The 26,346-nt window shown below is 74.0% G+C and carries 22 protein-coding genes; 9 read left to right on the top strand and 13 right to left on the bottom strand.

Annotated features, from left to right (window positions below):
* Positions 1–8 precede the first annotated feature (8 nt).
* The 4 genes from efeO to AB0O36_RS16705 form a co-directional block, all read right to left on the bottom strand.
* Positions 9–1,172 (bottom strand): iron uptake system protein EfeO, encoded by a 1,164-nt coding sequence (gene efeO, locus AB0O36_RS16690; RefSeq protein ID WP_365110229.1) that lies wholly within the window; start codon positions 1,170–1,172, stop codon positions 9–11.
* Positions 1,173–1,467: 295 nt separating this feature from the next.
* The gene (locus AB0O36_RS16695) at positions 1,468–2,391 is read right to left on the bottom strand and encodes a heme ABC transporter ATP-binding protein (protein ID WP_365110232.1); all 924 of its coding nucleotides are present in this window, start codon (positions 2,389–2,391) and stop codon (positions 1,468–1,470) included.
* Entirely contained in the window at positions 2,388–3,521 is a 1,134-nt protein-coding gene (locus tag AB0O36_RS16700; protein ID WP_365110235.1) for an iron ABC transporter permease, read from the bottom strand. Before AB0O36_RS16700 ends, AB0O36_RS16695 begins: the two co-directional genes overlap by 4 nt.
* Positions 3,518–4,498 (bottom strand): ABC transporter substrate-binding protein, encoded by a 981-nt coding sequence (locus AB0O36_RS16705; RefSeq protein WP_365110589.1) that lies wholly within the window; start codon positions 4,496–4,498, stop codon positions 3,518–3,520. The genes AB0O36_RS16700 and AB0O36_RS16705 overlap by 4 nt, the downstream gene beginning before the upstream one ends.
* Positions 4,499–4,789: 291 nt before the next feature.
* On the opposite strand from AB0O36_RS16705, the gene AB0O36_RS16710 reads away from it, so the two are divergent.
* From AB0O36_RS16710 to AB0O36_RS16725, 4 genes are all read left to right on the top strand, one after another.
* Positions 4,790–6,229 carry an HtaA domain-containing protein gene (locus AB0O36_RS16710; RefSeq protein WP_365110237.1) on the top strand — a complete coding sequence of 480 codons (1,440 nt, stop codon included), beginning with the start codon at positions 4,790–4,792 and terminating at the stop codon, positions 6,227–6,229.
* Positions 6,230–6,330: 101 nt separating this feature from the next.
* The gene (locus AB0O36_RS16715; RefSeq protein WP_365110239.1) at positions 6,331–7,821 is read left to right on the top strand and encodes an HtaA domain-containing protein; all 1,491 of its coding nucleotides are present in this window, start codon (positions 6,331–6,333) and stop codon (positions 7,819–7,821) included.
* A 27-nt stretch (positions 7,822–7,848) separates the two neighbouring features.
* Complete coding sequence (locus AB0O36_RS16720; protein WP_365110241.1) at positions 7,849–8,508, top strand: PhzF family phenazine biosynthesis protein; 660 nt, start codon at positions 7,849–7,851, stop codon at positions 8,506–8,508.
* Positions 8,509–9,355: 847 nt separating this feature from the next.
* Entirely contained in the window at positions 9,356–9,574 is a 219-nt protein-coding gene (locus tag AB0O36_RS16725) for a hypothetical protein (protein WP_365110243.1), read from the top strand.
* A gap of 10 nt (positions 9,575–9,584) precedes the next feature.
* On the opposite strand, the gene AB0O36_RS16730 is transcribed toward AB0O36_RS16725, so the two are convergent.
* On the bottom strand, positions 9,585–10,232 hold the full coding sequence (locus AB0O36_RS16730) for a biliverdin-producing heme oxygenase (protein ID WP_365110246.1): 648 nt from the start codon (positions 10,230–10,232) through the stop codon (positions 9,585–9,587).
* Positions 10,233–10,421: 189 nt separating this feature from the next.
* Positions 10,422–11,279 carry a type I methionyl aminopeptidase gene (map, locus tag AB0O36_RS16735; protein WP_365110249.1) on the bottom strand — a complete coding sequence of 286 codons (858 nt, stop codon included), beginning with the start codon at positions 11,277–11,279 and terminating at the stop codon, positions 10,422–10,424.
* A 58-nt stretch (positions 11,280–11,337) separates the two neighbouring features.
* Here map and AB0O36_RS16740 point away from each other — a divergent pair, with 58 nt between their 5' ends.
* The gene (locus AB0O36_RS16740) at positions 11,338–11,601 is read left to right on the top strand and encodes a hypothetical protein (protein ID WP_365110252.1); all 264 of its coding nucleotides are present in this window, start codon (positions 11,338–11,340) and stop codon (positions 11,599–11,601) included.
* 206 nt (positions 11,602–11,807) lie between these two features.
* On the opposite strand, the gene AB0O36_RS16745 is transcribed toward AB0O36_RS16740, so the two are convergent.
* The gene (locus AB0O36_RS16745; RefSeq protein ID WP_365110255.1) at positions 11,808–12,422 is read right to left on the bottom strand and encodes a hypothetical protein; all 615 of its coding nucleotides are present in this window, start codon (positions 12,420–12,422) and stop codon (positions 11,808–11,810) included.
* A gap of 94 nt (positions 12,423–12,516) precedes the next feature.
* Here AB0O36_RS16745 and npdG point away from each other — a divergent pair, with 94 nt between their 5' ends.
* Together npdG and AB0O36_RS16755 are read left to right on the top strand one after the other, a co-directional pair.
* On the top strand, positions 12,517–13,260 hold the full coding sequence (gene npdG / locus AB0O36_RS16750) for an NADPH-dependent F420 reductase (protein ID WP_365110257.1): 744 nt from the start codon (positions 12,517–12,519) through the stop codon (positions 13,258–13,260).
* 50 nt (positions 13,261–13,310) lie between these two features.
* Positions 13,311–13,556, top strand: coding sequence for a hypothetical protein (locus tag AB0O36_RS16755; RefSeq protein WP_365110260.1), 246 nt, complete (start codon positions 13,311–13,313; stop codon positions 13,554–13,556).
* A gap of 97 nt (positions 13,557–13,653) precedes the next feature.
* Here AB0O36_RS16755 and AB0O36_RS16760 read toward each other — a convergent pair whose 3' ends face one another.
* Positions 13,654–14,454, bottom strand: coding sequence for a site-2 protease family protein (locus AB0O36_RS16760; RefSeq protein ID WP_365110263.1), 801 nt, complete (start codon positions 14,452–14,454; stop codon positions 13,654–13,656).
* A 100-nt stretch (positions 14,455–14,554) separates the two neighbouring features.
* On the opposite strand from AB0O36_RS16760, the gene AB0O36_RS16765 reads away from it, so the two are divergent.
* The gene (locus AB0O36_RS16765; protein ID WP_365110266.1) at positions 14,555–18,169 is read left to right on the top strand and encodes a BTAD domain-containing putative transcriptional regulator; all 3,615 of its coding nucleotides are present in this window, start codon (positions 14,555–14,557) and stop codon (positions 18,167–18,169) included.
* Between the two features lie 65 nt (positions 18,170–18,234).
* On the opposite strand, the gene AB0O36_RS16770 is transcribed toward AB0O36_RS16765, so the two are convergent.
* From AB0O36_RS16770 to panB, 3 genes are all read right to left on the bottom strand, one after another.
* Positions 18,235–19,089 (bottom strand): ABC transporter permease, encoded by an 855-nt coding sequence (locus AB0O36_RS16770; protein ID WP_365110269.1) that lies wholly within the window; start codon positions 19,087–19,089, stop codon positions 18,235–18,237.
* Positions 19,086–20,141: an ATP-binding cassette domain-containing protein gene (locus AB0O36_RS16775; protein ID WP_365110272.1), complete on the bottom strand. Its 1,056-nt coding sequence runs from the start codon at positions 20,139–20,141 to the stop codon at positions 19,086–19,088. The genes AB0O36_RS16770 and AB0O36_RS16775 overlap by 4 nt, the downstream gene beginning before the upstream one ends.
* A 163-nt stretch (positions 20,142–20,304) precedes the next feature.
* Positions 20,305–21,168, bottom strand: a complete 864-nt coding sequence (panB, locus tag AB0O36_RS16780) for a 3-methyl-2-oxobutanoate hydroxymethyltransferase (RefSeq protein WP_365110275.1) — start codon at positions 21,166–21,168, stop codon at positions 20,305–20,307.
* Positions 21,169–21,509: 341 nt separating this feature from the next.
* On the opposite strand from panB, the gene AB0O36_RS16785 reads away from it, so the two are divergent.
* Positions 21,510–22,538 carry an endonuclease/exonuclease/phosphatase family protein gene (locus AB0O36_RS16785; protein WP_365110278.1) on the top strand — a complete coding sequence of 343 codons (1,029 nt, stop codon included), beginning with the start codon at positions 21,510–21,512 and terminating at the stop codon, positions 22,536–22,538.
* A gap of 88 nt (positions 22,539–22,626) precedes the next feature.
* Here AB0O36_RS16785 and AB0O36_RS16790 read toward each other — a convergent pair whose 3' ends face one another.
* Complete coding sequence (locus AB0O36_RS16790) at positions 22,627–24,381, bottom strand: NAD+ synthase (RefSeq protein WP_365110281.1); 1,755 nt, start codon at positions 24,379–24,381, stop codon at positions 22,627–22,629.
* Positions 24,382–24,481: 100 nt separating this feature from the next.
* Positions 24,482–26,155, bottom strand: coding sequence for a DUF4352 domain-containing protein (locus AB0O36_RS16795; protein ID WP_365110284.1), 1,674 nt, complete (start codon positions 26,153–26,155; stop codon positions 24,482–24,484).
* Between the last annotated feature and the right edge of the window lie 191 nt (positions 26,156–26,346).

Genomic DNA, 26,346 nt, shown 5'->3' on the forward strand with positions numbered 1-26,346 from the left:
CTCCCCGACTACTTGGCGACGGCCGCGGCGAGCTTCGACAGCGGCTCGCCGAGCGCGCTGACGGCGTCGGAGAGCTCCTTGCGCTGCGGCTCGCCGACCTGGTCGTAGGACTGGAACTCGTAGCCGTTCCGGTCGGCGCGGTACTTGTCGAGCAGCGTGTTCATGGCGGCGAACTGCTTGTCCAGCTCGGCGGCCAGGGCCGGGTCGGCCTTCGAGGCGTGCGGCTTGAGCAGCTCGTACGCCTTCTGCGCGCCCTCGACGTTGGCCTTGAAGTCGACCAGGTCGGTGTGGCTGTAGCGCTCTTCCTCGCCCGTGACCTTGCCGGAGGCGACCTCGTCCAGGAGCTCCTTGGCGCCGTTCGCCATCGAGGTCGGGGTGATCTCCGCCTGGCCGACCCGCTTCTGCCAGTCGGTGAGGTCGGCCATCAGCTTGTCGGCGAGCCCCTTCTCGGTGTCGCCGATCTTGCCGTCCTGCCACAGCGCCTTCTCCAGGCGGTGCCAGCCGGTCCAGTCCTTGGCCGGGTCCTGGCCGGCCTCCAGGCCGTCCTCGCGGACGTCGACCTTCGGGTCGATGTCGCCGAAGGACTCGGCAACCGGCTCGGTGCGCTCCCAGCCGATGCGGGAGGCGGCGTACGCCTTCTTCGCGGCCTCCACGTCACCGGCCTTGACGGCGTCGGCGAACGCCTGGGCCTTGGGGAGCGTCTCCTCGGCCTGCTGCAGCACGTACTTGCGGTACTCGGCGACCGCGGCGTCCAGCTCGGGGCTGCGCTTCTGGGCGGTGCCGGCGCCGGTGGCCTTGACCTTCTGGCGGATGCCGTCGCCCTTCATGCCGGGCTTGCAGGCGATCTCGTAGTCGCCGGCCTTGATCTCGGCGGTGATGGTGGTCTTGGTGCCGGGGCCGATGTTCTCGCGCTCGGTCACGATCCGGTCGTCCGGGAAGAGGACGTAGACCTCGGTGACCTTGGAGCCCTTGTTCTCGACCTCCAGGGCGACCTTGCCGGCCGGGAACTCCTTGACGGAGACCTCGCAGGAGGTGTCGGTGGCCTTGACCCGGATCACGTCCGCGTCGCCCGACTCGGTCTTCTTCGAGCAGCCGGTGACCGCGGTCACGGCGGCGACGACGGCCACCGCGGCGGCGGCGGTGAGACGAGAGGTTCGGCGGGCGGGGCGCATGGAGGCTCCTGACAGATTCGGCGTGGGGCCGCCCAGAGCGGAGGACGGGCCGGTGAGGCGGACCTAACTTAGCCGAGCCTTACTTGCCTGCAGAACCCTCTTGCGGTGATCCGTGTCACAAGACCCGGCGCAGGGTGCGGGACCGTCACGGGGTCATCACGGTCGCCTCAAGAGGCGGACACGGGGGCGCCAAGGTGGAGTCAAGTGCGGTTCAAATCAGGCGCTTTCATGGTAAATGTCCGGCATTTCCCTTCTGTTCCGTACGTGCTGTGCGGCCGGTCGGGGTTCGATCGGTTCACCCGCGGACCGGGAGCACCAGCGGGGACCCGGTCCGCGGGTGCCGCAGCACCTCCACCGGCTGGCGGTACACCCGGCTCAGCAGCCCGTCCTCGAACACCTCGCCCGGCGGCCCGGCCACCGCGACGCGGCCGCCGTGCAGCACCGCCACCCGGTCCGCGTGCGCCGCCGCCAGCCCCAGGTCGTGCAGGACGACCACCACGCCGTCCCCGGCCGCGGCCCGCTCCCGGCAGATCCGCAGCACCAGTTCCTGGTGCCGCAGGTCCAGCGCCGCGGTCGGCTCGTCGAGGAGCAGCAGCGGGGCGCGCTGGGCCAGCACCCGGGCCAGTGCCACCCGGGCCCGCTCGCCGCCGGACAGCGCGGAGAAGGGCCGGGCCGCGAAACCGGTGACCTCGGTGGCGGCCATCGCCGCGGCCACCGCCGCCCCGTCCTCCTCCTCGTGCGGAGTACCGGACCAGGGCGCCCGGCCCATCCGCACCACCTCCGCCACCGGGAACGGGAAGGACAGCGAGGCAGCCTGGGGCAGCACGGCGCGGCGCAGCGCCAGATCGGCCGCCGACCACTCGCCGACCGGGCGCCCGCCGACCCGTACGGTCCCGCCCGCGGCCGGCAGGTCGGCGGCCAGAGCCGCCAACAGGGTGGACTTGCCCGCACCGTTGGGCCCGACCAGGGCGAGCACCTCACCGGCGCGGGCGGTCAGATCGATACCGGTCAGCACCTCCCGCTGCCCGAGCCGGACCCGCAGGCCGGCGGCCTCGGCGAGCACGGTGCCCGGTGCGGCGGGTGCCGGGACGCTGCACCGGCTGCGGCCGAACAGCCTTCCGGCGGGCCGGTCGAACAGCCTTCCGGCGGGCCGGCCGAAGAGCCTTCCGGCGGGCCGGCCGGAGGCCTTCGTGCCGACGGGAGCGGTGCCGTGCCTCATGCCCAGCCTCCCTGCTTGCGGCGGGTGCGGCGCAGCAGCCAGAAGAAGAAGGGGCTGCCGAGCAGTGCGGTGAGCACGCCGAGGGGGAGTTCGGCGGGCTGGGCGAGCGTACGGGCGGCCAGGTCGCCCGCGACCAGGACCACGGCTCCGGCGACGGCGCTGCCGGGCACCAGGAAGCGGTGGCCGGGGCCGTTGGCCATCCGCAGCAGGTGCGGAACGAGCAGGCCGACGAAGGTGATGACGCCGGCGACGGCGACCGCGGCGGCGGTCAGCAGGGCCACCACCAGGATCAGTGCGACCCGCAGCCGCTCCACGTCCACGCCCAGGTGCCGGGCCGGCCGCTCGCCGAGGGCGAGCAGGTCCAGGCGGCGGGAATGGAGGGGAGCGGCCAGCAACCCGGCGGCGGCACAGGGGAGTACGGCGAGCACCTTGGGCCAGGTGGCCTGGGCCAGCGAGCCGAGCTGCCAGAAGGTGATCTGGTTGACCTGGCCGCTGTCCGCGAAGAAGACGGACAGGCCGATGAGGGCACCCGCGAAGGCGTTGACCGCGATGCCGGTGAGGATGAGGGTGACCACCTCGGTCCTGCCGCCGCTACGGGACAGCAGGTAGACGGCCCCGACGGTGATCAGTCCGGCGGCGAACGCGCAGGCGGTGACCGTCCAGGTGCCGAGGAACGACAGCCCCAGCCCGATGGCGGCGACCGCGCCCACGGCGGCCCCGGCGGAGATGCCGATGACCCCGGGCTCGGCGAGCGGGTTGCCGAACACCCCCTGCATCAGCGCGCCCGCGCACCCCAGGGAGGCGCCGACCAGCAGCGCGAGCACCACCCTGGGCAGCCGCACGTTCCACAGGACGCTCTCGCCCACCCGGTCGAGCGGGGCTCCGCCGAGGCCGAGGCGGTGCTGGACGGAGGAGAGGACGTCGGTGGTGGGGATCTCGTAGGCACCGGTCCCGGCGGACACCAGCGCGAGCGCCACCAGGGCGGCGGCCAGGGCGGGTCCCAGCCACCGGGCCCGGCTCGGGCGGGCCGGGACGGCGGCGGGCCGGGGGGCCTGCGTCCGGTGCTCTTCGCGTTCGGGGGGTGCGGGAGGCGCGGGGGTGCCGCGCAGTTCGTCGTGGGCCGCGGTCACTTGGTCCCCGTCGGGCCGGGCCCGTAGAGCTGGGCGATCAGCGAGGCCAGCACCCGGTCGGTACGCGGGCCGTAGTTGAGGAGGAGGCCGTCGTCGACGGTGAGCACGCGGCGGTCGAGCCCGGCCGGGGTCTGCGCGACGCCCGGGATCTCCACCAGGCCCTTGATGCCGCCGACCGATTCCAGCCCCTTGGTCATGACCAGGACCGCGTCGGGCGCGGCGGCGGCCAGCGCCTCGCTGGTGATCGGGGTGAAGTCCTTGGCCAGTCCCGACTCCTTGCCCGCGTCCACCGCGCCGGCCGCCTCCAGCAGCGAGGAGGCCCCGGAGTCGGCGCCGCCCAGCAGATAGACGGAGGCGGAGCCGCGCAGGTAGAGGAAGGCGACCCTGGGCTTCCTCGGCCCGGCGGCGGGCGCCTTGGCGCGGGCGGCCGCGATCCGGTCGGCGGTGCGCCGTTCGAGCTCGGCGCCGGCCCCTGGGACGCCGAGCGCCGCGGCCACCGCGCGGATCCGTACCGGTACGTCGTCCAGGGACTTGGCCGGGGGCAGCACCAGCAGCGGGATCCCGGCGTCGCGGATCTGCTGCACCGCCTCGGCGGGGCCGGTGGTGGTCTCGGCGAGCACCAGCGTGGGGCGCAGCGACAGCACGCTCTCCGCCGACACGTCGTGGGCGCGGGTCACCACCGGGAGGCGGGCGGCCTGTTCGAAGGTGGTGGTGACGTCCCGGGCGACGGCCTTTCCGCCCAGCCCGAGGGTGTGCACGATCTCGCCCAGGCTCCCGGTGAGCGGCACGATCCGGTCGGCCGAAGTGACGGTGACCCGGCGGCCGTCGGCCGAGCGGACCGTGACCGGCAGCGCGGGAACGGGCACGGAGGCCAGGGGTTCCACCCGGTCCGGTGCGGCGGCGGGGGCGGCCACGGGACCGGGTCCCGCCCCGCCGCCGTCCGCGCCGCAGCCCGTCAGGGCGAGGGCCAGGGCCATGGCGAGGGCCAGGGCGGCCGACCCGAGGGCTGTGCGGCGGAAGGGAGTTGGTCTGGCGGGCGTGGGCACGAAGGCACCGTCCTGTCGTCCGGCTGGTCCGGAGCTGGTCCGGCTGTCTGGCTCGTTCGGCTGTCCGGCTGTCCGGCTGTCCGGCTGTCCGGCTGTCTGGCTCGTCCGTCTGGTCTGGCTCGTCCGGTTTTCGATGGCCGGGCGACCGGGGGCTTGCCAAACCCGGCCCGAGATAGCTTAGGTTAGCCTAACCTTACTCACCAGGCCCTGGAGGGGACTTCCATGTCCGGACGACCAGCCCGCGCGCTCGGCGCCGTACTCCCGGTGGCCCTGCTGGCGGCCCTCTCGGTGGTGCTGCTCCCGGCGGGCACCGCCGAGGCTGCGCCCCGTACGCTGCAGGGCGGCCGGCTCGACTGGGGCATCAGATCCTCCTTCCAGACTTATGTCACCGGCCCCGTTGCGAAAGGCGCTTTCCGGCTGAAGGAAGGTGCCGCCACGGCCGGCGGGAACCTCTTCCGCTTCCACTCCGCCACCGGGTCCCACGACCCCGGAACGGGCAGCCTGGACGCCGCGTTCACGGGCGGGGTGCAGTTCCAGGGCCACCGGAAGCCGGACGGCTCCCACGAACTGGACCTGACCGTGAGCCACCCCGTGGTCAGGATCGCCGGCGGCACCGGCACCCTTTACGTCGACGTGGCGGGCCGGGCCAAGGACACCGGCACCGTCACCGAACAGAAGGGCGTCCCCTTCGCCTCGCTCTCCCTGACCGGCGCGAACCCGGCCGGGCTGAAGGGCGGCGACGACACCCGGATCGCCCTGGACGCCGTACCCGCCACCCTCACCGAGGAGGGCGCGAAGTCCTTCGCCGGCTACTACCCGGCGGGCACCGCACTCGACCCGGTCACGCTGTCCGCGGACGTACGGGCCCCCGGCGCGGCCACCTCTTCGCCGAGTGCCCCGCCGACCGACGGCCCGCCGGGGCAGGGGGCCTTCGCCGACGCCGCCGTCGACTGGGGCGTCCGCCGTACCTTCCGCGAGTACGTGACCGGCCCGATCGGGCAGGGCGGGTGGCAGCTCACCGAAGGTGCCCTGGATGGGGGCGCACTGTTCCGCTTCCCGCAGGGCAAGGGCTCGTACGACGATCGGAAGGGCACCGTCGAAGCGGCCTTCGCGGGGGCCGTCCGCTTCACCGGAGCCCACCTCGACCTCAAGCTCGGCAAGGTCACCGTCAAGGTCGGCGACGGCAAGGGCGTACTGTCCGCCGACGTCACCGCCGCCGGGCGCACCGAACCGGCGGTCGCGCTGGTCGAGTTCGATGCCAGGGGCCTGAAGGCCGAGGGCGGGCTGGTCACCCTCGCCGAGGCCCCCGCCACCCTCACCGGGGGCGGATCCAGGGCCTTCGGCTCCCTGTACAAGCCGGGCACCGAGATGGACCCGGTCTCGCTGTCGGTGGCCCTCACCCCCTCGGCGGCACTGCCGTCCCTGCCCGACCTGGGCTCCGCCGGCCCGACCGCGGCGGCAACCGCCCCGGCCGCAGAGCCGTCCGGTGCCGCGCCGCCCGCCGCGGGGGAGTCCGGCTCCGGCCCGGACGCCGGGACCTACGTCGCGTTCGGCGCGGCCGCGCTGGTCCTGGCCGGCGGCGTCACGGGCCTGGCAGTCCGCAGGCGTCGGGCGGCCGCGGCAGCGCGGACCGCGGCCGGGGGCCCGGTCCCGCAGGACTGACCTCCCGTCACCCCACCTCTTCCTCCTCGGCTCTCTTCCCCTTCTCCCCTGCTCCTTCTCCTCTTCCTTCTCCTTCTCATTCGCTCAGGAGTCGCTCAGCCATGTCCTCCTCCCCTTACCGAAGCCCGCTCGCGCTCGCCGCGGCCGCCCTCACCGCCGTCGCCCTCGGCGCGACCACCCTCTCCCTCCCCGGCACCGCCACCGCAGCGGAAGGCCCCGCCACCCCGCTGAAGGTCACCGGCGGCACCCTGGACTGGGGGGTCAAGGCGAGCTACCGCGCCTACGTGACGGGCATGGCCGCCGGCACCATCGCCGTCGCGGACGGGGCGCAGCGCAACGCCGACGGAACCTTCCGGTTCGGTTCCGCCACCGGCCTGTACGACCCGGCCGGGCACGTGGTCAAGGCGGCCTTCAAGGGCAGCGTGACCTTCTCCTCGCCCGCCCCGCCCGCCGGCCACGGCTTCGAGGTCAAGCTCTCCGACTTCCGTATCGACAGCGGCACCCGGCAGGTGACCGCGGACGTCACCAAGGGCGGCACCACCGCGCAGGACGTGCCCCTGGCCACCGCGGCCTTCACCGGCCCGGACATGACGGGACTGGCCACCACCCTCACCAAGCAGGCGGCGGACTCCCTCGGCTCGGCCACGTACGAGAACAAGCCGGGCGACCCGCTTACCGCGAAGCTGGAGTTCGAGCGGCCGGGCCCGAAGCCCACGGGCACCTCCGGCACCACCCCTTCCCCGACCGCGACGAAGACCCCGACCAAGGCCCCGAACCCGACGAAGACCCCGACACAGCCCCCCACCAAGCCCCCGGCGAAGACTCCGAGCACGACGAAGACCCCCGCCCCGCCGCGGACCGGCAGCCCGGCCCCCGCCGGCCCGCAGAAGCTTGTCGCGGGCAAGGCCACCTGGGGCATGAAGGAGTCCTTCCGCCGCTACGTGCAGAACGCGGGCGGCACGGTCACCCCGGCCGGGGGCGCCGTACGGAACGGCGAACTCTTCGACTTCGCCCTCGGCAAGGGCGACCTCGACACCAAGAACAAGAAGCTGAACGCCTCCTTCGACGGCAGCCTGAACTTCCGCTACGCCGCCCACGGCATCGACATGACATTCAGCGGCCTGCGCGTCCGGGCGGCCGGCGGCACCGGCACCCTGGTGCTCGACGTCAGGACCGCCTCCGGCACCAAGGCGGCGGTGCCCTTCGCCACCCTCGACCTCTCGAAGGCCGACTACCGGGCCGTCAACGGGGCGTTGGCGCTGAACGGGGTCCCGGCGGTCTTCACCGCCCAGGGCGCCGCCGTCTTCGCCAACGGCACCACCGGCTCCATGTACCGGGAGGGCCAGGCCATCGACCCGCTGACCCTCTCCGTGACCGTGGACCGCAACGCACCCCTCCCGGCCGGCTCCGCCGGCACCTCCGGCTCCGGAGGCACTTCCGGCTCCGACGGCACCGCCCGGGGCGGCGGCAGCCTGGCCTCGACCGGCGCCGAGGTGCCGGCCGGCAGCCTGCTCGCCGCCTCCGGGGTGGTGGTCGCCGCAGGTGCCGGCTCCCTGCTCCTCGCCCGCCGCAGCAGGACGCCGCGCCGCTGAGCGTGCTCCACGTGCTTCAATGCCCGCGTGAACGATCTCGACGTGCTCCTGGTCTTCTGCGCGGGTGACGGACGGTACGGCAACCGGCTCGGTGTCGTCCGGGACGGGCGTACCTGCCCGGACGACGCCGGCAGGCAAGCCCTCGCGGCCGAACTCGGCTACAGCGAGACGGTGTTCGTCGACGACCCCGAGCGAGGGATCGTCGACATACGCACCCCCGGAACGCGGATGTCCTTCGCCGGGCATCCGCTGGTCGGTGTGGCCTGGCTGCTCGACATAGAGGAGCTGAACCCGCCCGCCGGGCCCGTCTGGGCGCGCGACGACGGCGAGTTCACCTGGATCACGGCCCGCCCGGAGTGGGTCACGGCCAAGCGGACGCAGCAGTACGCCAGTCCGGCGGAGGTGGACGCGCTCCCGGCGCCGCCGCCGGGCGAGGGCTGGCTCTACGCCTGGGCCTGGGAGGACGAGACCGCGGGCCGGATCCGGGCCCGCGGTTTCCCGCGCCGCCCGGACGGGGCCATCACCGAGGACGAGGCGACCGGTTCGGCGGCCCTGCTGCTGACGGCCCAGCTGAACCGCGCCCTGAACATCACCCAGGGTGCGGGTTCGCAGATCCTGACCGCACCGGGACCCGACGGCACGGTCGAGATCGGCGGCCGGGTCCGCTTCGCCGAGCCCCCGCGGTAGGCCGGACGGCTGGAATTCGGCGCGGGCGCGCAAAGGCTGCCGCCGTGCTGCGACGAGGGAACGGCAGGCTGCTCCGGGGTCGGACCACGGAGGAGGAGACCGTATGGATCGCAGCAGGCAGAAGTCGGTTTTGGGCCCGCTTCCAGGGCGGCGGCGGAAATGGGCGGTCGGCGGCGCTCTGGCCTCGCTCGTCCTCGTCCTGCTCGGAACGGGGGCGGGCTCTGCCCCGGCCCGGGAGAACCCGGACGGGACGGGAACGGGAAGGGCCATCGCGGGATCTCCGCCGGTAACCGATCCGTGCGGCCCTCGACGACCCGGTGGGGACGACCTCCTGGACGACTGGGGCGGCGGTGGCGGGGACGACTGCCAGGCCGGAGCCACCGGAGCCACCGGCCCACAGGGGCAGGCCGGTCCGACCGGTCCGACCGGGCCGACCGGCCCCGGGGGTCCGGCGGGCGACACCGGCCCCACGGGACCCACCGGATCGGCGGGCCCCACGGGCCCGACCGGACCGGGTGGCGGTGACCCGGGCGCTACGGGCCCGACGGGCGCGACCGGCCCGATCGGGCCTACCGGTCCCACCGGTCCCACCGGGCCGACCGGCCCTCAGGGGCAGCCGGGCACGTCCGGTACGCCGGGCGGCCAGGGTGCCACCGGCCCGACAGGACCCACCGGCCCGACCGGCCCCCAGGGGCAGCCCGGCACGTCCGGTACGCCGGGCGGTCCCGGTGCCACCGGCCCCACGGGCCCGACCGGCCCCACGGGTCCCACAGGCCCGGCCGGTGCCACGGGTGCGGCCGGGACCGGCGGGCTCGGCGCGCCCCTCACCGAGGAGTTGGGCAACACGGTGGAGGTCCAGCCGGGGCAGACCGGGACGAGCACCGCTCAGTGCCCGGAGGGCATGACCGCCGTCTCCGGCGGGTGGGGCGGCTTCGGGCTCGTCCCGCACTTTTCCACCCGGGGCGCCGTCAACACCATCGGCGACAGCTGGGTTGTCGCCTTCACCAACAACGGCAGCGAGCCCCAATCAGGGCAGGCCGTGGTGTACTGCGCACCCCTGCAGTAGCGGGGGCGGGCTACGCGGACTGGGGGAACTGTTCCCCCAGTTCGCGGAAGACCGCGCCGTTGAAGTCGAAGGCGCGCTTGCACTCGTCGATGATGCGCTGCTTCTCCAGGTCGTCGGCCGCGATCGCGTCCAGCAGCTCCCGGTACATCCGCTTGAACGCGGCCGGATTGCCGATCGACTCGAACACGTAGAACCGGACGCCGTCGCCCTTCCGCTCGAAGCCCCAGGTCCGCTCCGCCTTGTCGCGGATGATCTGGCCGCCGGAGAGGTCGCCGAGGTAGCGGGTGTAGTGGTGGGCCACGTAGCCCCCGGGCCAGCCGTCCGCGCATTCCGCGACCCGGGCCGCGTACGCCTCGGTGGCCGGCAGGGCCACGGCCGTCTCGCGCCAGCGCGGTCCGCGCAGGTGCGCCAGGTCCCGCTCGATCTCGGCCACCCGCATCAGCTCGGGACGTATGAAGGGACCGGCCACCGGGTCGTCCCTGAGGCCCTCCGCCCCGTCCTCCAGGGCCCGGTAGACGAACCACAGCTGCTCGGTGTAGCGCGCGTACGCGTCCACCCCGAGCCGGCCGCCGAGCAGGTCGCTCATGAAGGTCGAGGTCTCGGCCTCGGTGTGCTGCTCGTGCGACGCGACGCGGATGACGGTCGAGAAGGCGTCCAAGACAGGACCTCCAGGGGAAGGCGGACGGGTGCGGCGGCAGCGCCGCCACACCGATCCTGCTACTTAGGCTTACCTAAGTCAATGTGTTGCCGACAGGCTGTCGGTAAATGCATCCCCTGTCCGGCGCCCGGGAAAACGCCCGCCCGGAAACGCCCGGCCCGGAAACGCCCGGCCCGGAATCCCCGGCGGCTAGGGCAGCGTGAGGATGTCCGCGCCGCTCTCCGTCACCACCAGGGTGTGCTCGAACTGCGCGGTCCGCTTCCGGTCCTTGGTGACCACCGTCCAGCCGTCCTCCCACATGTCGTACTCGTGGGTCCCCAGCGTCAGCATCGGCTCGATGGTGAAGGTCATCCCGGGCTCGATCACGGTGGTGGCGTGCGGGCTGTCGTAGTGCGGGATGATCAGGCCGGAGTGGAAGGACGAGTTGATGCCGTGGCCGGTGAAGTCCCGGACCACGCCGTAGCCGAAGCGCTTCGCGTACGACTCGATGACCCGGCCGATGATGTTGACCTGGCGGCCCGGCTTGACCGCGTTGATGGCCCGCTTCAGCGCCTCCCGGGTGCGCTCGACCAGGAGCCGCGACTCCTCGTCGACGTCACCGCACAGGTAGGTGGCGTTGTTGTCGCCGTGCACGCCGCCGATGTACGCGGTGACGTCCAGGTTCACGATGTCGCCGTCCCGCAGCACCGTGGAGTCCGGGATGCCGTGGCAGATGACCTCGTTGACCGAGGCGCACAGCGATTTCGGGAAGCCCCGGTAGCCCAGCGTCGACGGGTAGGCGCCGTGGTCGCACATGTACTCGTGCGCGACCTTGTCCAGGGCGTCGGTGGTCACGCCCGGGGCGATCAGCTTGGCGGCCTCCTCCATCGCCTGCGCGGCGATCCGGCCGGCTTTGCGCATGGCCTCGATCGTCTCGGCCGACTGCACCTCCGGTCCGGAGTAGGGAGTGGGCGCGGGCTTCCCCACGTACTCGGGACGGCGGATGTTTCCGGGTACGGAAAGGGTGGGGGAGAGCTTCCCCGGCACGAGCAGCGACTGGCCAGACATGCATGCGAGTGTATCCAGCGGAGATCGGGCAGCATGGCCGCAGAGGAAGGAGCACAGGATGGCCCTGTTCAAGAAGCGCCAGGTCGGCAAACCGGGTGAGTGGTACTACTGCCTGGTCCACAAGAAGGTGGAAGAGGGCCCCGAGTGCCCGGCCAAGGACCGGTTCGGGCCGTACGCCACCCGGGAGGAGGCGGCCCACGCGATGGAGACCGCCCAGGAGCGCAACCTCGAATGGCAGACCGACCCCAAGTGGAACGACGCCTCCCGAGACGGGGACGGCAACGGGGACGGGGACACGGGCACGGCCACCGGCAGCGCCTGACCGGCACCGGCCAGGGCTCCGGCCCGGGCCACGGCCAGGGCTCCGGACCGCAACACGCGGCCTCCGGACCGGCACCGGCGGCGGGCTCCCGCCCGGGCACCGGGCACCAGGGGGCCTGCCCGGACACCCTGGAGCCAGACCGGACACCAGGGAGCCTGTCCGGACATCCGGGGAGGCAGACCGGACCGTACAGGTCACCAGCCTGGTCACCAGCGGCCGGGCGGCGGCGCCGTCAGCTGGTCCGCCAGCTGGTCGGCCAGCCGTGCCAGCCGGTCCCGGAACCGCCGCGGACCCCGCTGCACGGGCATGCCGTTCTCCCCGGCCGCCGCGCTGACCAGGTGCTGCACCGTGTCCAGGTCCAGGTCCGCGCCGGCGGGCACCGACAGCGCTTCGTGCGCCAGATCCGCCAGCTCGGCGTCGCCGCCGTCCAGCGACAGCACGGTCGCCCCGGCCCGCCGGGCGCCGTGCACCCGCTCCAGCAGACCGGCCGGGGGCCGCTCCGGCGCCACCACCAGCAGGGTCTCCCCGCGCCGGGACGCCTCCAGCCGCCCCAGCCCCACCGCCAGGTGGGGCCGCTCGCCGGGGGGCACCCGGTGCCGCACCAGCGTCGGGGCCAGCTCCGGCCGCCCGGACCAGGCCGCCTCGTCCACCAGGTGCGCCGCCAGGTGCCAGGGCTCGTACTCCTCGGTGCCCACCAGCAGCAGACCGCCGCCGGACGGCACCACCGACCGCCGCAGCGACCCCGCGAACCGGCGGGCCGCGCCCGGCCACTCCGTACCGGCGAGCACCTCGCGCAGCAGCGCGACCCTGACGGCGTCCATGCGCGGCATCCTGCCGCACGAGGGGCACGACCGCGGACGATTCCCCGCCCCTCACCCGTTCGGCCTTGCGCTACCCGGCAGTACCCTCGCCCCCATGACCTCCACTGACAGCAGCAACACCACCGGCGACGCCCCGGCCGCGGCCCAGGCTCCCGCGAAGGCCCCGGCACGGGACCCCTGGGACCTGCCGGACGTCTCCGGCCTCGTCATCGGCGTCCTCGGCGGCACCGGCGACCAGGGCCGCGGCCTCGCCTACCGGTTCGCCCGGGCCGGCCAGAAGGTGATCATCGGCTCGCGCGCCGCCGAGCGGGCCACCGCCGCGGCCGGGGAACTGGGCCTGGGCATCGAGGGCGCCGACAACGCGGAGTGCGCACGCCGCAGCGACGTCGTCATCGTGGCCGTCCCCTGGGAGGGCCACGCCAAGACCCTGGACTCCCTCCGCGAGGAGCTCGACGGCAAACTCGTGATCGACTGCGTCAACCCGCTCGGCTTCGACAAGCAGGGCGCCTACGCCCTCAAGCCGGAGGAGGGCTCCGCCGCCGAGCAGGCCGCCGCCCTGCTCCCCGGCTCCCGCGTCACGGCCGCCTTCCACCACCTCTCGGCCGTACTCCTCCAGGACGAATCCGTGGCGGAGATCGACACCGACGTCATGGTCCTCGGCGAGTCCCGCGCCGACACCGACACGGTCCAGGCCCTCTGCGCCCGCATCCCCGGCATGCGCGGCGTCTTCTCCGGCCGCCTGCGCAACGCCCACCAGGTCGAGGCCCTCGTGGCCAACCTGATCTCGGTCAACCGCCGCTACAAGGCCCACGCCGGCCTCCGCATCACCGACGTCTGAGCCGCCCCGCGGGGCCCGGGGCGCGAGCCCTTACGAGGGCCCTGCGCGGGATGGGGGACACTGGTGGGGCACCACCCCCCAGTGTCCCCGAGGAGCCCTGCCCCATGCCCCGCCTTGCCGTGTTCGCCCTTGTCGTCTGCGCGCTGTCCGTGGCCGCGGCCGTGGTCGCCTTCGTGGAGGGCAGCTTCCTCGGGATCGTCTGGGTGCTGCTCGCCGGCCTGACCTCGAACATGGCCTGGTTCTACATCCGCAAGGCGAAGGCCGACAGGGCGGCGCGCGAGGCCCGGCTCGGCTAGACAGCGCCCGTCGGCTCATGCCGGGCCCGCGGATGGGCGGGCCCGGTCGGAAGGACACGGGCCGGGCCGCGTCCCGCGGATCCGCCGGGCGGTCGGGTCAGCCGGCCGCGGTCTGGCAGATGCCCTCGCCGGACTGCCAGAAGCGGTAGAGGTCCCAGCCGCAGTACCAGTCCAGGTCGGTCACGCCCAGCGCGCCGAGGACGCCGTACACCACGTCGAAGAAGAACCGGTTGACCTCCGGGATCCACAGCAGTGCGAAGACCGCGATCAGCCCGAACGGCGCCAGCGGTTCCACCTGGCGCCGCACGTTGTACGACAGCCAGGGCTCGATCACCCCGTAACCGTCCAGGCCGGGCACGGGCAGGAAGTTCAGGATCGCCGCCGATACCTGCAGCAGCGCGAGGAAGGCCAGCGCGAAGCGGAAGGCGGCCGGCACCCCGTCCAGGGCGTGCAGCCAGAACGGGGCCGTGCACACGGCGGCGAACGCCACGTTGGTGAGCGGGCCGGCCGCCGAGATCAGGCTGTGCTGCCAGCGCTTCCGGATCCGGCCCCGCTCGATGTACACGGCACCGCCGGGCAGGCCCAGACCGCCCAGGATCACGAACAGCACCGGCAGGACCACGCTGAGCAGGACGTGCGTGTACTTGAGCGGGTTCAGGGTGAGGTAGCCCTTGGCCCCCACGGACAGGTCCCCGCTGTGCAATGCGGTCCGGGCGTGCGCGTACTCGTGCAGGCAGAGCGACACGATCCAGGCGGACGTCACGAAGAGGAAGATCGCCAGACCGGTGCTGTCGGCGTAGCCGGTCCACACGGCCCAGCCGGTCACGGCCATGATCGCGGCGATGCCGAGGAAGACGGGACTGATCTGCCGCTCGCCGCGGTGTGCCGTGTGACCCATGCGCGGCAACATACCGGCCGCCCGTGTCGGTACGACCGGCGGGCCGGTCCCCGGCGAAACTCCCGGGCGGGAGCCGGGGGCCAACAGTGACAATGGGGCGGTGCGTTACGCGATTCTCGGCAGTGCCCAGGCGGTCCGCGACGACGGCAGCCCCGTCGCGCTCGGCGGTGCGCGGCTACGCGCGCTGCTGACCGCGCTCGCGTTGCGCCCCGGACGGGTGGTCCCCTCGGAGGTGCTGGTCGCCGAGGTCTGGGACGGCAACCCGCCCGCCGACGCCGTCGCCGCGCTGCAGGCGCTGGTCGGGCGGCTGCGCCGGGCCGTCGGGCGCGCGGCCGTCGCCTCCGACGCGCGCGGCTACCGGCTCGCCGCCGACCACGGGGACGTCGACCTGTTCCGCTTCGAGGAGCTCACCCGGACCGCCGCGGGCGCCCTGACCGCCGGCGACGCGGGCCTGGCCGCCGCCCTCTACCGGGACGCCCTCGCGCTGTGGCGCGGCTCCGCCCTCGCCGACCTGCCGGACCCGGGCGCCGAGGCGGCGCGCTGGGAGGCCGTACGGCTGGACGCGCGCCGGGGCCGGCTCGCGGCGGAGCTGGCGCTGGGCGAACCGGACCGGGCCCTGCCGGAGCTGACCGTGCTCTGCACGGAGCGGCCCCTGGACGAACGCCTCCAGGCCCTGCGGATCCGGGCACTGCGCGACGCCGGCCGCCCGGCCGAGGCCCTCGCCGCGTACGAGGACGTCCGCCGCGACCTCGCAGACCGGCTGGGCACCGACCCCGGCCCGTCCCTCCGGTCCCTGCACGCGGACCTGCTGTCCCCGCCCCGCGCCCCGGTGCCTCCGGCCCCGGCTCCTTCACCCCCGCCCCACGGAGCGGCGCCCCCGCCGATGCCCCCGGCTCACGGCCCGGCGGCTTCCGGCACGGTGCCGCCGGGGACGGTCCAGGGCCCGGCGTGCGGCGTCGGCGCGACAGACGGCCATGGGCAGCCGGCTCCGGGCCCGGGTGCGTACGCGGATTCCGGCCCGGGGCACGGTGCCGGTTCCGGGAACCCGGCCGGGGTCGGGAACCTGCGGGCGCGGCTCACCACCTTCGTCGGGCGGGAGGAGGACATCCGGGTCATCGGGCGGGACCTGGCCGGATCCCGGCTGGTGACGCTGCTCGGGCCCGGCGGGGCCGGGAAGACCCGGCTCTCGCAGGAGGCCGCCGAAGGGACCGGCGGCGCCGCCGGCGCCGGCTGGCCCGACGGGGTGTGGCTGGTCGAGCTCGCCCCGGTGGACGACCCCGACGACGTCCCGGAAGCGGCCCTGGCCGCGCTCGGCGGCCGTGAGACCAAGCTCCGCGGCGGCGCCGCCGACGAGCTGCGCGCCATGACCGACCGGACCGGCGACGACCCGCTGGAACGCCTCGTGGAGTTCTGCTCCCGGCGCCGCCTGCTGCTCCTGCTGGACAACTGCGAGCACGTGGTCGCGGCCGCCGCCCGGCTCGCCGACGAGCTCCTCGCCCGCTGCCCGGGCGTACGGATCCTGGCCACCAGCCGGGAACCGCTCGGTGTGCCCGGCGAAACCCTCCGCCCCGTCGAGCCGCTGCCGGACCCCGTCGCGCTGCAGCTCCTCCAGGACCGCGGGGCCGCCGCCCGTCCCGGTTTCCGGACGGACCAGGACCCGGCCGCGGCCGCCGAGATCTGCCGCCGCCTGGACGGCCTGCCCCTGGCCATCGAGCTGGCTGCGGCCCGGCTGCGGCTGCTCACGCCGCGGCAGATCGCCGACCGGCTGGACGACCGGTTCCGACTGCTGACCAGCGGCAGCCGCACCGTACTGCCACGGCAGCAGACCCTGCGGGCCGTCGTCGACTGGTCCTGGGACCTGCTGGACGGGGCCGAGCGCACCGTCCTGCGCCGGCTCTCGGTGTTCGCCGGCGGCTGCGACCTGTCGGCCGCCGAGGCGGTCTGCGCCGACGATGCGGTCCGCACCCACGAGGGCCCGGTCGGCGCGGTCCGCACCGACGAGGGCCCGGCCGGCGCACGCACCGCCGGCGCCGCCGGCACGGCCGGGGCGCCCGACACCACGGGCACCACCGGCACCGCCGGCACCGCCGTCTTCGACGTCACCGACGTCCTCGGTGCGCTCGTCGACAAGTCCCTGGTCATCGCTGCCCCCGGCCCCGACGGCGAGATGCGGTACCGGCTGCTGGAGACCGTCGCCGAGTACGCCGCCGAGCGCCTCGGCGAGGTCCCCGGCGACCGGGAGGCCACCGAACGGCGGCACCTGGTCCACTACCGCGAACTCGCCCGCACCACCGAGCCGCTGCTCCGGGGGCACGGCCAGCGCGCCGCTGTCCGGGTGCTCGTCACCGAGTACGAGAACCTCCGCACCGCCCTGCGCCGCGCCGTCGCCGCGCAGGACGTGCAGGAGGTGCTCTGCCTCATCCACAGCCTCGCCTGGTACTGGACCATGCACGACCTCAAGACGGAGTCCCGGCACTGGTCCGAGGCCGCCGCCGTCCTCGGCCCCGACCCCTTCCGGCCGCCCGTCGCCCCGGCCCCGCCCATCCGGCGGCGGATCATCGACACGCCGCCGCCCTACGACGGCGACCTGCTGGCAGAGGGATGGCGCGGCATCCGACTCATCCGCCTGGCCTCCCGCGACCAGAGCGCCGAGGCCTGGCACTCCCCGTCGACCGCCGCCGAGATCGCGGGGGTGCTCGCGGCGTACCGGCCGGGCCTCCCGCAGACCTGCAGGCTCCCCGCCGGGATGTGGATCTACGCCGTGATGATCTCCGGGGACGCGGTGCTGCTCCGGCAGGTCATCGACGCCACCGTGAACACCTCCCGGGAGCTCGCCTTCCGCTGGGAGCTCGCCTCCGCGCTCCAGCTCCGCGCCAACGTGCTCGCCAACCGGGCGGACTGGGCCGGCGACGCCGCCCGCGACGCCGAGGAGAGCCTCGCCGTCTTCCGGGAGCTCGGCGACGACTGGGGCTGCGCCGAGGCGCTCTCGGCCCGCGCCGAGTCCCGCGAGAAACGCGGGGAATTCGCCCTGGCCGCCGATGACTTCCGGGCCGCGATCCGGCATGCGGAACGGCTCGGGGCCAAGGCCCAGGTGACCGTGCTGCGGGTGAGGCTGGCCGGTGCGCTGCACGAGCAGGGCGCCGGCGAGGAGGCCGAGGAGATCCTCACGGACGTGCTCGCCACCCGGCAGCGGTACGGCAACGAGGCCATGCCGGCCGCCCGCATGTTCTACGCCATCCGCCTCGGCCGGACCGGCCGGCTGGCCGAGGCCCGCGCCCAGGTGGAGTTCCTGCGCGAGGAGTTCGCGCTCGGCGCGTACGCCGTCTTCGACGCGTACCTCCTCGGACTGGTGGCCTGGCTGGACATTTGGGAGGGCAAGTACGAGGACGCCCGCGCGGTGCTCCGGCAGGCGCTCGCCACCGTCGCCGAGCCGATGGCGCAGATGGTCTTCCCGCAGATGAGGGCGGTCTTCCTGATGACCGCGGCCGAGGCGCTGGCCGGGCTCGGCGGACCGGAGCGGGCCGCCGACGCGGCCCGGCTGCTCGGCGCCTACCGCACCCACCTGCCCGCGGGGCACTTCGCCGTGTCCACCGAACGCGAGAGCGCGGCCCGGTCCGAGGAGACGGCCCGCGCCGTGCTCGGCGACGCCGCGTTCGAGGCGGCCTACGCCGAGGGTGGCCTCCTCGGTACCGAGGAGGCCACCGCCCTGGTCTGACCGGCGGTGCCCCGGCGGCCGGACCGCCGGGGACCGCTGCGGCACCTCTGGGGCGCCACCGGGGGTCAGGTCTTGTTGCGGAACTTCCGCACCGCCAGCGGTGCCGTGACCACGGTGATCGCCACGGCCCAGCCCACCGTCATCCACGCCGAGTGGGCGACCGGGCCGCCGTTGATGAGGTTGCGGGCCGCGTCGGCCAGGTTGGACAGCGGGTTGTAGTCCGTGAACGTCTGCAGCCAGCCGGGCATCGAGGACGGCGGGCTGAAGATCGAGCTGCCGAATTGGAGCGGCATCAGGACCAGCATCGCGACCCCTTGGACGGCCTGGGCCGTCTTCATGGTCAGACCGAGCAGGATGAAGATCCACATCAGCGAGGCGCCGAAGACCATCGACAGCCCGACCGCGGCGAACAGGTCGAGTACCGAGGTCTTGATGTCCAGGCCCAGCAGGAAGCCCATGCCGAGCAGGATCGCCGTCGCCACCAGCATCCGGCCGATCTCGACCACGATCTTGGCGATGAGCACGGAGGAGCGGGCGATCGGCATGGACCGGAACCGGTCCATCACGCCCTTCTGGATGTCCTCGTTGACACCGGTGCCCACCGCCATGGCGATGTTCAGGCCCATCATCGCCATCATGCCCGGGACCAGGTAGTTGACGTATGCGTCCTGGTTGCCCTTGCCCGCGATCGCGCCGCCGAAGACGTACACGAACAGCAGGATGAAGATGATCGGCATCAGGACGACCTCGAAGATGGACTCCGGGTTCGCCTTGATCTGGAGGGCGTTGCGGCGCGACAGGGCGCCGATGTGCCGCAGGTTGCCGCGCAGGCCGATCCGGGTGTCGGGGGCCGGAGCCGCGGCGACCGCGGTGGTGCCGGGAGCCGCCTCGCGGGCCGCGGCGGTCGTGGTCGTGCTCATGCCGCGACCTCCTCGGTCGTGCCGGTGGTGACGGAGTCCGCGGCGTCCGCAGCGTCCGCCGGGGACTGGGCCTTGTGGCCGGTGATGGAGAGGAACACGTCGTCCAGGCTCGGCAGGTAGGTGCCGAGGTCGGCGATCGCGTAGCCGCGGGCGGCGAGCAGGCCGACCACGGCGGTCAGCTGCTCGTCGCTGAGGATCGGGACCAGCAGGACGCCCTCGTCGGGCACGGCCTGCGAGCCCGCGATGCCGTCGAGGCCGGCCTCGGCCAGCGACCGGGCCATCCCGGGCAGGTCCGCCGGGTCCGCGGGCCGGATCCGCAGGGTGCGGCCGCCGACCCGGGCCTTGAGCTCGTCCACCTTGCCGTTGGCGATGACCTTGCCGCGGTCGATGACCGTCAGCTCGCTCGCCAGCTGCTCGGCCTCCTCCATGTACTGGGTGGTGAGCAGCACGGTCGCCCCCTCGGCGACCAGCCGGTGCACCTCGTCCCACACCTCGTTGCGGGTGCGCGGGTCCAGGCCGGTGGTCGGCTCGTCCAGGTAGATCACGGCCGGGTTCCCGATCAGGGAGGCCGCGAGGTCCAGGCGGCGACGCATACCGCCGGAGTACAGCCCGGCGACCTTCTTGGCGGCGTCGGTCAGCGAGAAGCGTTCCAGCATCTCGTCCGCGCGGCGGCGGGCGTCCTTGCGGGACAGGTCGAGCAGCCGCCCGATCATGTAGAGGTTCTCCCGGCCGGACAGCCTCTCGTCGACCGAGGCGTACTGCCCGGTCAGGCCGATGGTGCGGCGCAGCTGCCGGGGCTGGCGCACCACGTCGAATCCGGCCACGGTGGCGGTCCCGGCGTCGGGGACGATCAGGGTGGACAGGCAGCGCACCAGGGTGGTCTTGCCGGCGCCGTTGGGGCCGAGCACGCCGAGGACGGTGCCCTCGCGGACGTCCAGGTCCACGCCGTCCAGTGCTTTGGTCTCGCCGTAGTGCTTGACCAGCCCCCGGACCTCCACGGCGTTGACCGCGCCGCGCTCGGGGTTCTTGTCGATTCGCGTCATGCCCACCATGAGAGCAGCCGCCACCGACAACGCACCGACAGAGCGCCTACAGGACGCCGACAGCCCGCCGACACCGAGGTGACGACGGGCTGCCGGGCTGCCGGGACTGCCGGGGCTGCCGGAGCGCCGGGGTTCCCGGGCTGCCGGGCTTGTGCCGGTGACGCCGGGAGCGTCAGTGGACGCTGTGCTCCTCCAGCGGGAAGGTCCCGCCCACCACGTCCTCCGCGAATGCCTTCGCCGCGTCGCCCATGACGGAGCGCAGAGCGGCGTACTGCTTCACGAAGCGCGGCATCTTCCCGCCGGTGAGGCCCATCATGTCGGTCCACACCAGCACCTGCGCGTCGCACTCGGGGCCGGCCCCGATGCCCACGGTCGGGATGTGCAGCGACCGGGTCACCTCCGCCGCCAGCTCCGCCGGTACGAGTTCCAGCACCACGGCGAACGCGCCCGCGTCCTGCGCCGCCTTCGCGTCGCGCAGCAGGCGGTGCGCCGCCTCGTCGCCGCGGCCCTGCACCCGGTAGCCCATGGCGTTGACCGACTGCGGGGTGAGCCCGAGGTGGGACATGACCGGGATGCCGGACTGCACGATCAGCTCGGTCTGGGGCAGCGAGCGCTCGCCGCCCTCCAGCTTGACCGCGCCGACGCCGGCCTCCTTGACCAGCCGGGTGGCGCTGCGCAGGGCCTGCACCGGGCCCTCCTGGTACGAGCCGAACGGCATGTCCCCGATGACGAGTGCCCTGCTCGTGCCGCGTACGACCGCGGCCGACAGCATGGTCATCTCGTCCATCGTCACGGGGACGGTGGTGTCGTAGCCGAGGTGGCAGTTGCCCATCGAGTCGCCGACGAGGATGACCGGGATGCCGGACTCGTCGAAGACCGACGCGGTCATCGCGTCGTAGGCGGTGAGCATGGGCCACTTCTCGCCGCGTTCCTTGGCGAGGGTGAGGTCGCGGACGGTGATGCGCCGGGTGCCCTTGCCTCCGTAGAGGACCGGGCCGGATGTTTCGCGGGCAGGCGAAACGGGGGCATGCGTCATTGCAACTGCTCCTTGTGTCATCTCGAGGCGCCCTGACGGCGTCCCCGGACTCATCCACATCGTCGCACCCCGGCGGGCCGGGGCGGAAGTATCGGACCGGGTGCGGCGGCCCACAAGGACCGGGTGCGGCGGCCCACGGGAATCGGGTGCGGCGGCCCGCAGGAATCGGGTGCGGCACGCGCGGGCCGAATGTGCGCGTTTCGTGACAAGGGGAACCCGTGTACTGCACACCTTCGTCTTCCCGCTCGAACGGACCGAACGGTACGTCACGGAAGGCTCCGGATATCGCCTAGGGTCAAGGGGCGGGGACGGAGCGCGAGCACGGCAGCGAGGACAGTGGTATGGCTCAGGCGTATGTGACGGATACCGGGAACGGCGGCTCGGAGCCCGAGCCTTCCGGCTCCCGCGTCCGGCGCCTCCTCGCCGACCTGCGCAAAGACGGGGGCATCTGGCGGCGGGGGATCGTGCTGGCGGTGCTCGCCGGTCTGCTCTCCCTGGTGATGGTCTTCCACGCCTACCTGCCGAACGACATCGGCAACACCGGCAGCCTGATCGAGACCTTCCTGCCCTGGCTCGGCGTGGCCGTTCCGCTTCTGCTGGCCGGCGCGTTCGTCCGGAAGTCCGCGACGGCGCTCCTCGCGATACTGCTGACCGCCGCCGTCTGGCTCAACCTCTTCGGCGGCCTGGTCTTCGACAAGTCCGGTTCGGGCGGCAACCTCACCGTGGCCGCCCACAACGTGGACGCCGACAACGCCGACCCCCGGGCCACCGCCGAGTCCGTCGCCAGGGCCGGGGCGGAGGTCCTGGCCCTGACCGAGCTCAAGGCGAGCGCGGTGCCCGTCTACGAGAAGGCCCTGGAGAGCACCTACCCGTACCACGCGGTGGAGGGCACGGTCGGCGTGTGGAGCAAGTACCCGCTGACCAGCGCCCTGCCCGTGGACATCAAGATGGGCTGGATCCGGGCGATGCGCGCCACCGTGAAGACCCGGCAGGGCGACGTGGCCGTGTTCGTCGCGCACCTCCCCTCGGTACGGGTCAAGCTGAACGCCGGCTTCACCGCCAACCAGCGCGACAACAGCGCCGAGGCGCTCGGCCAGGCGCTGGCCCAGGAGCCGCTGCGCCGGGTCATCCTGCTCGGGGACCTCAACGGCACCATGAACGACCGGGCGCTCTCCCCGGTGACCTCGCAGATGCGCTCCACCCAGGGCGCGGCGGGCGACGGCTTCGGCTTCAGCTGGCCGGCCCAGTTCCCGATGGCCCGGATCGACCAGATCATGGTCCGCGGGATCAAGCCGGAGGCGTCGTGGACCCTCCCGCGCACGGGCAGCGACCACCTTCCGATCGCCGCCCGCGTCACCATCCGCCCGTAAGGGCCGGGCCGGGACCTGCGGGCCGGGCCGCGGGCCGGTGCCTGCGGGCCGGTGCCTGAGGCCGGGGGCCTGCGAGCCGGCCCCGGCCTCAGGCGTGCTCGCGCCAGCCGTTGGTGAGGGGCAGCCGCCGGTCCTTGCCGAAGCCCTTGGCGGAGATCTTGGTGCCCGGCGGGTACTGGCGGCGCTTGTACTCCGCCAGGTCGACCATGCGGATGGTCCTCGCCACCAGCTCGGCGTCGAAGCCGGCCGCCACGATCTCCGCCAGGCCCTGGTCCCGGTCGACGTACCGCTCCAGGACCGCGTCCAGCACCGGGTAGTCGGGCAGCGAATCGGTGTCCACCTGGCCGGGGCGCAGCTCGGCGCTCGGCGGCTTCCCGATGGAGTTCTCGGGGATCGGCGGGGTCTCGCCGCGCTCCGCGGCGGTCCGGTTGCGCCAGCGGGCGAGCCGGAACACGTCCGTCTTGTAGACGTCCTTGATCGGCCCGTAGGCGCCGACCGAGTCCCCGTAGAGGGTGGAGTAGCCCACCGCCAGCTCGGACTTGTTGCCCGGGGCGAGCACGATGTGGCCCTCCTGATTGGACAGGCCCATCAGCAGGGTGCCGCGCAGCCGGGACTGCAGGTTCTCCTCGGCCAGCCCGGTCAGGCCCAGCGCACCCATGTACGCGTCGAACATCGGCTCGATGGACACGGTCCGGAAGTGCAGGCCGGTACGCCGGGCCAGCTCGGCGGCGTCGTCCCGGGAGTGCTGCGAGGAGTACTTGGACGGCATCGAGACGCCGTACACGTGCTCGGGGCCGAGGGCGTCGCAGGCCAGGGCGGCGACCAGCGCGGAGTCGATGCCCCCGGAGAGCCCGATCAGCACCGAGCGGAAGCCGTTCTTGCGGACGTACGCGCGCAGTCCGGTGACCAGGGCTCCGTAGACCTCGGCGTCGTCGTCCGGGCGGTCGGCCTGCCCGCCGGTGACCGCCGGCCCGTAGGGCGCCGCCGGCTCCTCGGAGAGCACCACGCGGTCGATGCGCAGCCCGTCGCCGACCACGCCCCCGGGCGCGTCGGGGGCGGCGGCGGGCAGGTCGAGGTCGACCAGGACGCAGCCCTCGGCGAACTGCGGGGCGCGGGCGATGACCTCGCCGTCGCGGTCGACGACGATCGAGTCGCCGTCGAAGACGAGCTCGTCCTGGCCGCCCGTCATGGCCAGGTAGGCGAGGGTGCAGCCGGCCTCCTGGGCGCGCTTGCGCACCAGTTCCAGGCGTACGTCGTCCTTGTTGCGCTCGTACGGCGAGGCGTTGACCGAGATGAGCAGGCCGGCCCCGGCTGCGCGGGTGGCGGGGACCCGGCCGCCTTCCTGCCACAGGTCCTCGCAGATGGCGAGGGCGACGTCCACCCCGTGCACCCGGACCACCGGCTGGGTGTCGCCGGGCACGAAGTACCGGAACTCGTCGAACACGCCGTAGTTGGGGAGGTGGTGCTTGGCGAAGCGGAGCACCACCTCGCCCCGGTGCAGGACCGCGGCGGCGTTCTCCGGGGCGCCGGCCGGGCGGCCGAGCCGGGGCTCGGCCCGGTCCGCCCGGTCCAGGTAGCCGACGACCACGGGGAGTTCGCCGAACCCCTCGGCGGCCAGCCGGGCGGCGAGCCCGCGGAGTGCGGCCCGGGACCCCTCGACGAAGGAGGCGCGCAGCGCCAGGTCCTCGACGGGATAGCCGGTCAGGGCCATTTCGGGGAACGCCACCAGGTGGGCGCCCTGCTCGGCGGAGTGCCGGGTCCAGTGCACGATCGCGTCGGCGTTGGCCGCGATGGCGCCGACGTGTGCGTCGATCTGATTCAGCGCGAGGCGTAGTTGAGGCACGGATCCAGTGTAATCGTCTTTCTGACGCGATGTCCTGGATCCGTGCGCGTGAGCCCCGTCTCCCGGCTCCCGCTGCCGGCTCCCGCTCCCGTCTCCCGGGTCAGTCGAGGGTGCCCGACCAGATGGCGTTGTCGTAGCCGACCGCCGCCGGGGAGATCTCGAACTGCAGGCCCTTGGTGCCCTCGGGCAGCCCGTACCCGAAGACCGCGGTGGCCTCCTGGCCCGGCAGCAGGGTGCCGTCGAAGGGCTTGTAGACCTCGTCGTCGAACATCCGGTTCGCCTCGACGCCCTTGTCGTCGCGGGCGGAGGGCAGGGCCAGCCGGATCTCGATCTTCTTGGCGGAGTTGTTCTTGATGGTCGCCTTCACCTTGGCCGCCCAGGTGGGGCGGTCCGGCATGTACGCGTTGGGCTTGGGCTTGTAGCCCTTGGCCTCCGTGACGGTGACCTCGACGCCGTCCGCGTAGCGGTAGGTCTTGCCGAAGGCGAGCGGGGCGTCGGGGCCGGGCAGGTCGCCGGGGAAGCCGGTGTCCGGCTTGGCGCTGCCTGATCCGCCGGTGCTGCCGGTTTTGCCGCCGGAGTCGGAGTCGGAGTCGTAGTCGTCCTCATAGTCGTCCAGGGTCCGCTCGTAGCCCGAGTCGGCGCGGTCGTCCAGCTCCTCGGCGACCTGGATGGTGAAGACGATGCCCGCGATCATCGAGAGGAAGGAGAGCGCTCCGAGGACGATGCCGGCGATGGCCATGCCCTTGCGGCGGCCGCCCTTGTTGGCCTTGACGAGACCGGCGATGCCGATGCCGATGGCCGTCGAGCCGAAGGTGAACACGATCGCGAAGAGGTACGGCACGAAGCCGAGGACGAAGGCGACGGCGCCGACGATCAGCGAGCCGAGGGCCATGCCGTTCGGGTCGGGCTGCGGCGAGTAGCCCGCGACGCCCGGGTACGGGCCCGGCGTGGGGTAACCGGGGTACTGGCCCCACGGATTGCCGGGGCCGGCCGGACCACCGGGCGCGCCGGGCATGCCGGGCGCTCCGTACGGAGCGCCCGCGGGGGCGCCGGGGGCGTGCGCCACGAACGCGCTCGGCTGCGGGGCGCCGGCGGCCGGGGCGGCCGGGGTCGGCGGCGCGAAGGGGTTCGGGGCGGGTGCGGCGGCTCCGTCGGGCGTCCCGGCGGCCGGGGCGGGGGGCGCGAACGGGCCCGGCGCGGGAGCGGTCTGCGCGGGCGCGGCCGGCTCGGCGGGGGCCGCCGCCGGGGTCTCCGCCGGGGCGGGGGTCTTGTCGAGCGACAGGGTGGGCGCGGCCGGGGCCTCGACCGGAGCCGGGGCCTCGTCGGCGGCCGGAGCCGGGGCCTCGGAGCGGGCCGGGGTCTTGTCGAGGGAGAGCGTGGCCGGGGCCGCGTCCGCCGGGGCCGCGTCTGCCGGGGCCGCGTCCGCCGAGGTCGCCTCCGCCAGGGTCGCGTCCGTCGAGGCCGGCGCCTCGGAGCGGGCGGGGGTCTTGTCGAGGGAGAGCGTGGCCGGGGCTTCGTCCGCAGGGGTCGCCTCCGCCAGGGTCGCGTCCGCCGGGCCCCCGTCCGCAGGTGCCGCACCGGCCGGTTCGGCGTCCGCCGGTGCCGTGCCCGCCGGTTCGGCGGCCGCAGCGTGGGTGGGGGTCGGGGCCTCCGCCGCGGTGGGCGCGGGGTCCGCCGGGGTCTCGGCGGGTATCGCGACGCCCTCGGCGACCTTCGGCTCGGGGGAGCCGGTGGGCGGGGTGGTGTGCGGCTGGTTCGAGGGCGGCGTACTCATGCCTGGGGCGTTCCTCACGTGCGGTGATGTCCTGCGGCGGGGTCGTGCGGTGGTGTCGTGCAGTGGCCGCCCAGCCTGTCATGCGCCTGACCCGCCCTCAAAGGGGGTTTGCCCCCGGGGTTCCGCCGTCCGTCGCGCGCGCCACGCACCGCCCGGGGAACGCGGCCGCCGGCCCGTACGTCTTCCAGGGG

The sequence above is a fragment of the Streptomyces sp. NPDC089799 genome (assembly GCF_040684755.1).
Classification (GTDB): domain Bacteria; phylum Actinomycetota; class Actinomycetes; order Streptomycetales; family Streptomycetaceae; genus Streptomyces.

Coding starts and splice junctions, on each gene's coding strand:
- efeO (WP_365110229.1), bottom strand. CDS start 1,172: ATGCGCCCCGCCCGCCGAACCTCTCGTCTCACCGCCGCCGCCGCGGTG.
- AB0O36_RS16695 (WP_365110232.1), bottom strand. CDS start 2,391: ATGAGGCACGGCACCGCTCCCGTCGGCACGAAGGCCTCCGGCCGGCCC.
- AB0O36_RS16705 (WP_365110589.1), bottom strand. CDS start 4,498: ATGGCCCTGGCCCTCGCCCTGACGGGCTGCGGCGCGGACGGCGGCGGG.
- AB0O36_RS16710 (WP_365110237.1), top strand. CDS start 4,790: ATGTCCGGACGACCAGCCCGCGCGCTCGGCGCCGTACTCCCGGTGGCC.
- AB0O36_RS16715 (WP_365110239.1), top strand. CDS start 6,331: ATGTCCTCCTCCCCTTACCGAAGCCCGCTCGCGCTCGCCGCGGCCGCC.
- map (WP_365110249.1), bottom strand. CDS start 11,279: ATGTCTGGCCAGTCGCTGCTCGTGCCGGGGAAGCTCTCCCCCACCCTT.
- AB0O36_RS16740 (WP_365110252.1), top strand. CDS start 11,338: ATGGCCCTGTTCAAGAAGCGCCAGGTCGGCAAACCGGGTGAGTGGTAC.
- AB0O36_RS16745 (WP_365110255.1), bottom strand. CDS start 12,422: ATGGACGCCGTCAGGGTCGCGCTGCTGCGCGAGGTGCTCGCCGGTACG.
- npdG (WP_365110257.1), top strand. CDS start 12,517: ATGACCTCCACTGACAGCAGCAACACCACCGGCGACGCCCCGGCCGCG.
- AB0O36_RS16755 (WP_365110260.1), top strand. CDS start 13,311: ATGGGGGACACTGGTGGGGCACCACCCCCCAGTGTCCCCGAGGAGCCC.
- AB0O36_RS16760 (WP_365110263.1), bottom strand. CDS start 14,454: ATGGGTCACACGGCACACCGCGGCGAGCGGCAGATCAGTCCCGTCTTC.
- AB0O36_RS16770 (WP_365110269.1), bottom strand. CDS start 19,089: ATGAGCACGACCACGACCGCCGCGGCCCGCGAGGCGGCTCCCGGCACC.
- AB0O36_RS16775 (WP_365110272.1), bottom strand. CDS start 20,141: ATGGTGGGCATGACGCGAATCGACAAGAACCCCGAGCGCGGCGCGGTC.
- panB (WP_365110275.1), bottom strand. CDS start 21,168: ATGACGCATGCCCCCGTTTCGCCTGCCCGCGAAACATCCGGCCCGGTC.
- AB0O36_RS16785 (WP_365110278.1), top strand. CDS start 21,510: ATGGCTCAGGCGTATGTGACGGATACCGGGAACGGCGGCTCGGAGCCC.
- AB0O36_RS16795 (WP_365110284.1), bottom strand. CDS start 26,155: ATGAGTACGCCGCCCTCGAACCAGCCGCACACCACCCCGCCCACCGGC.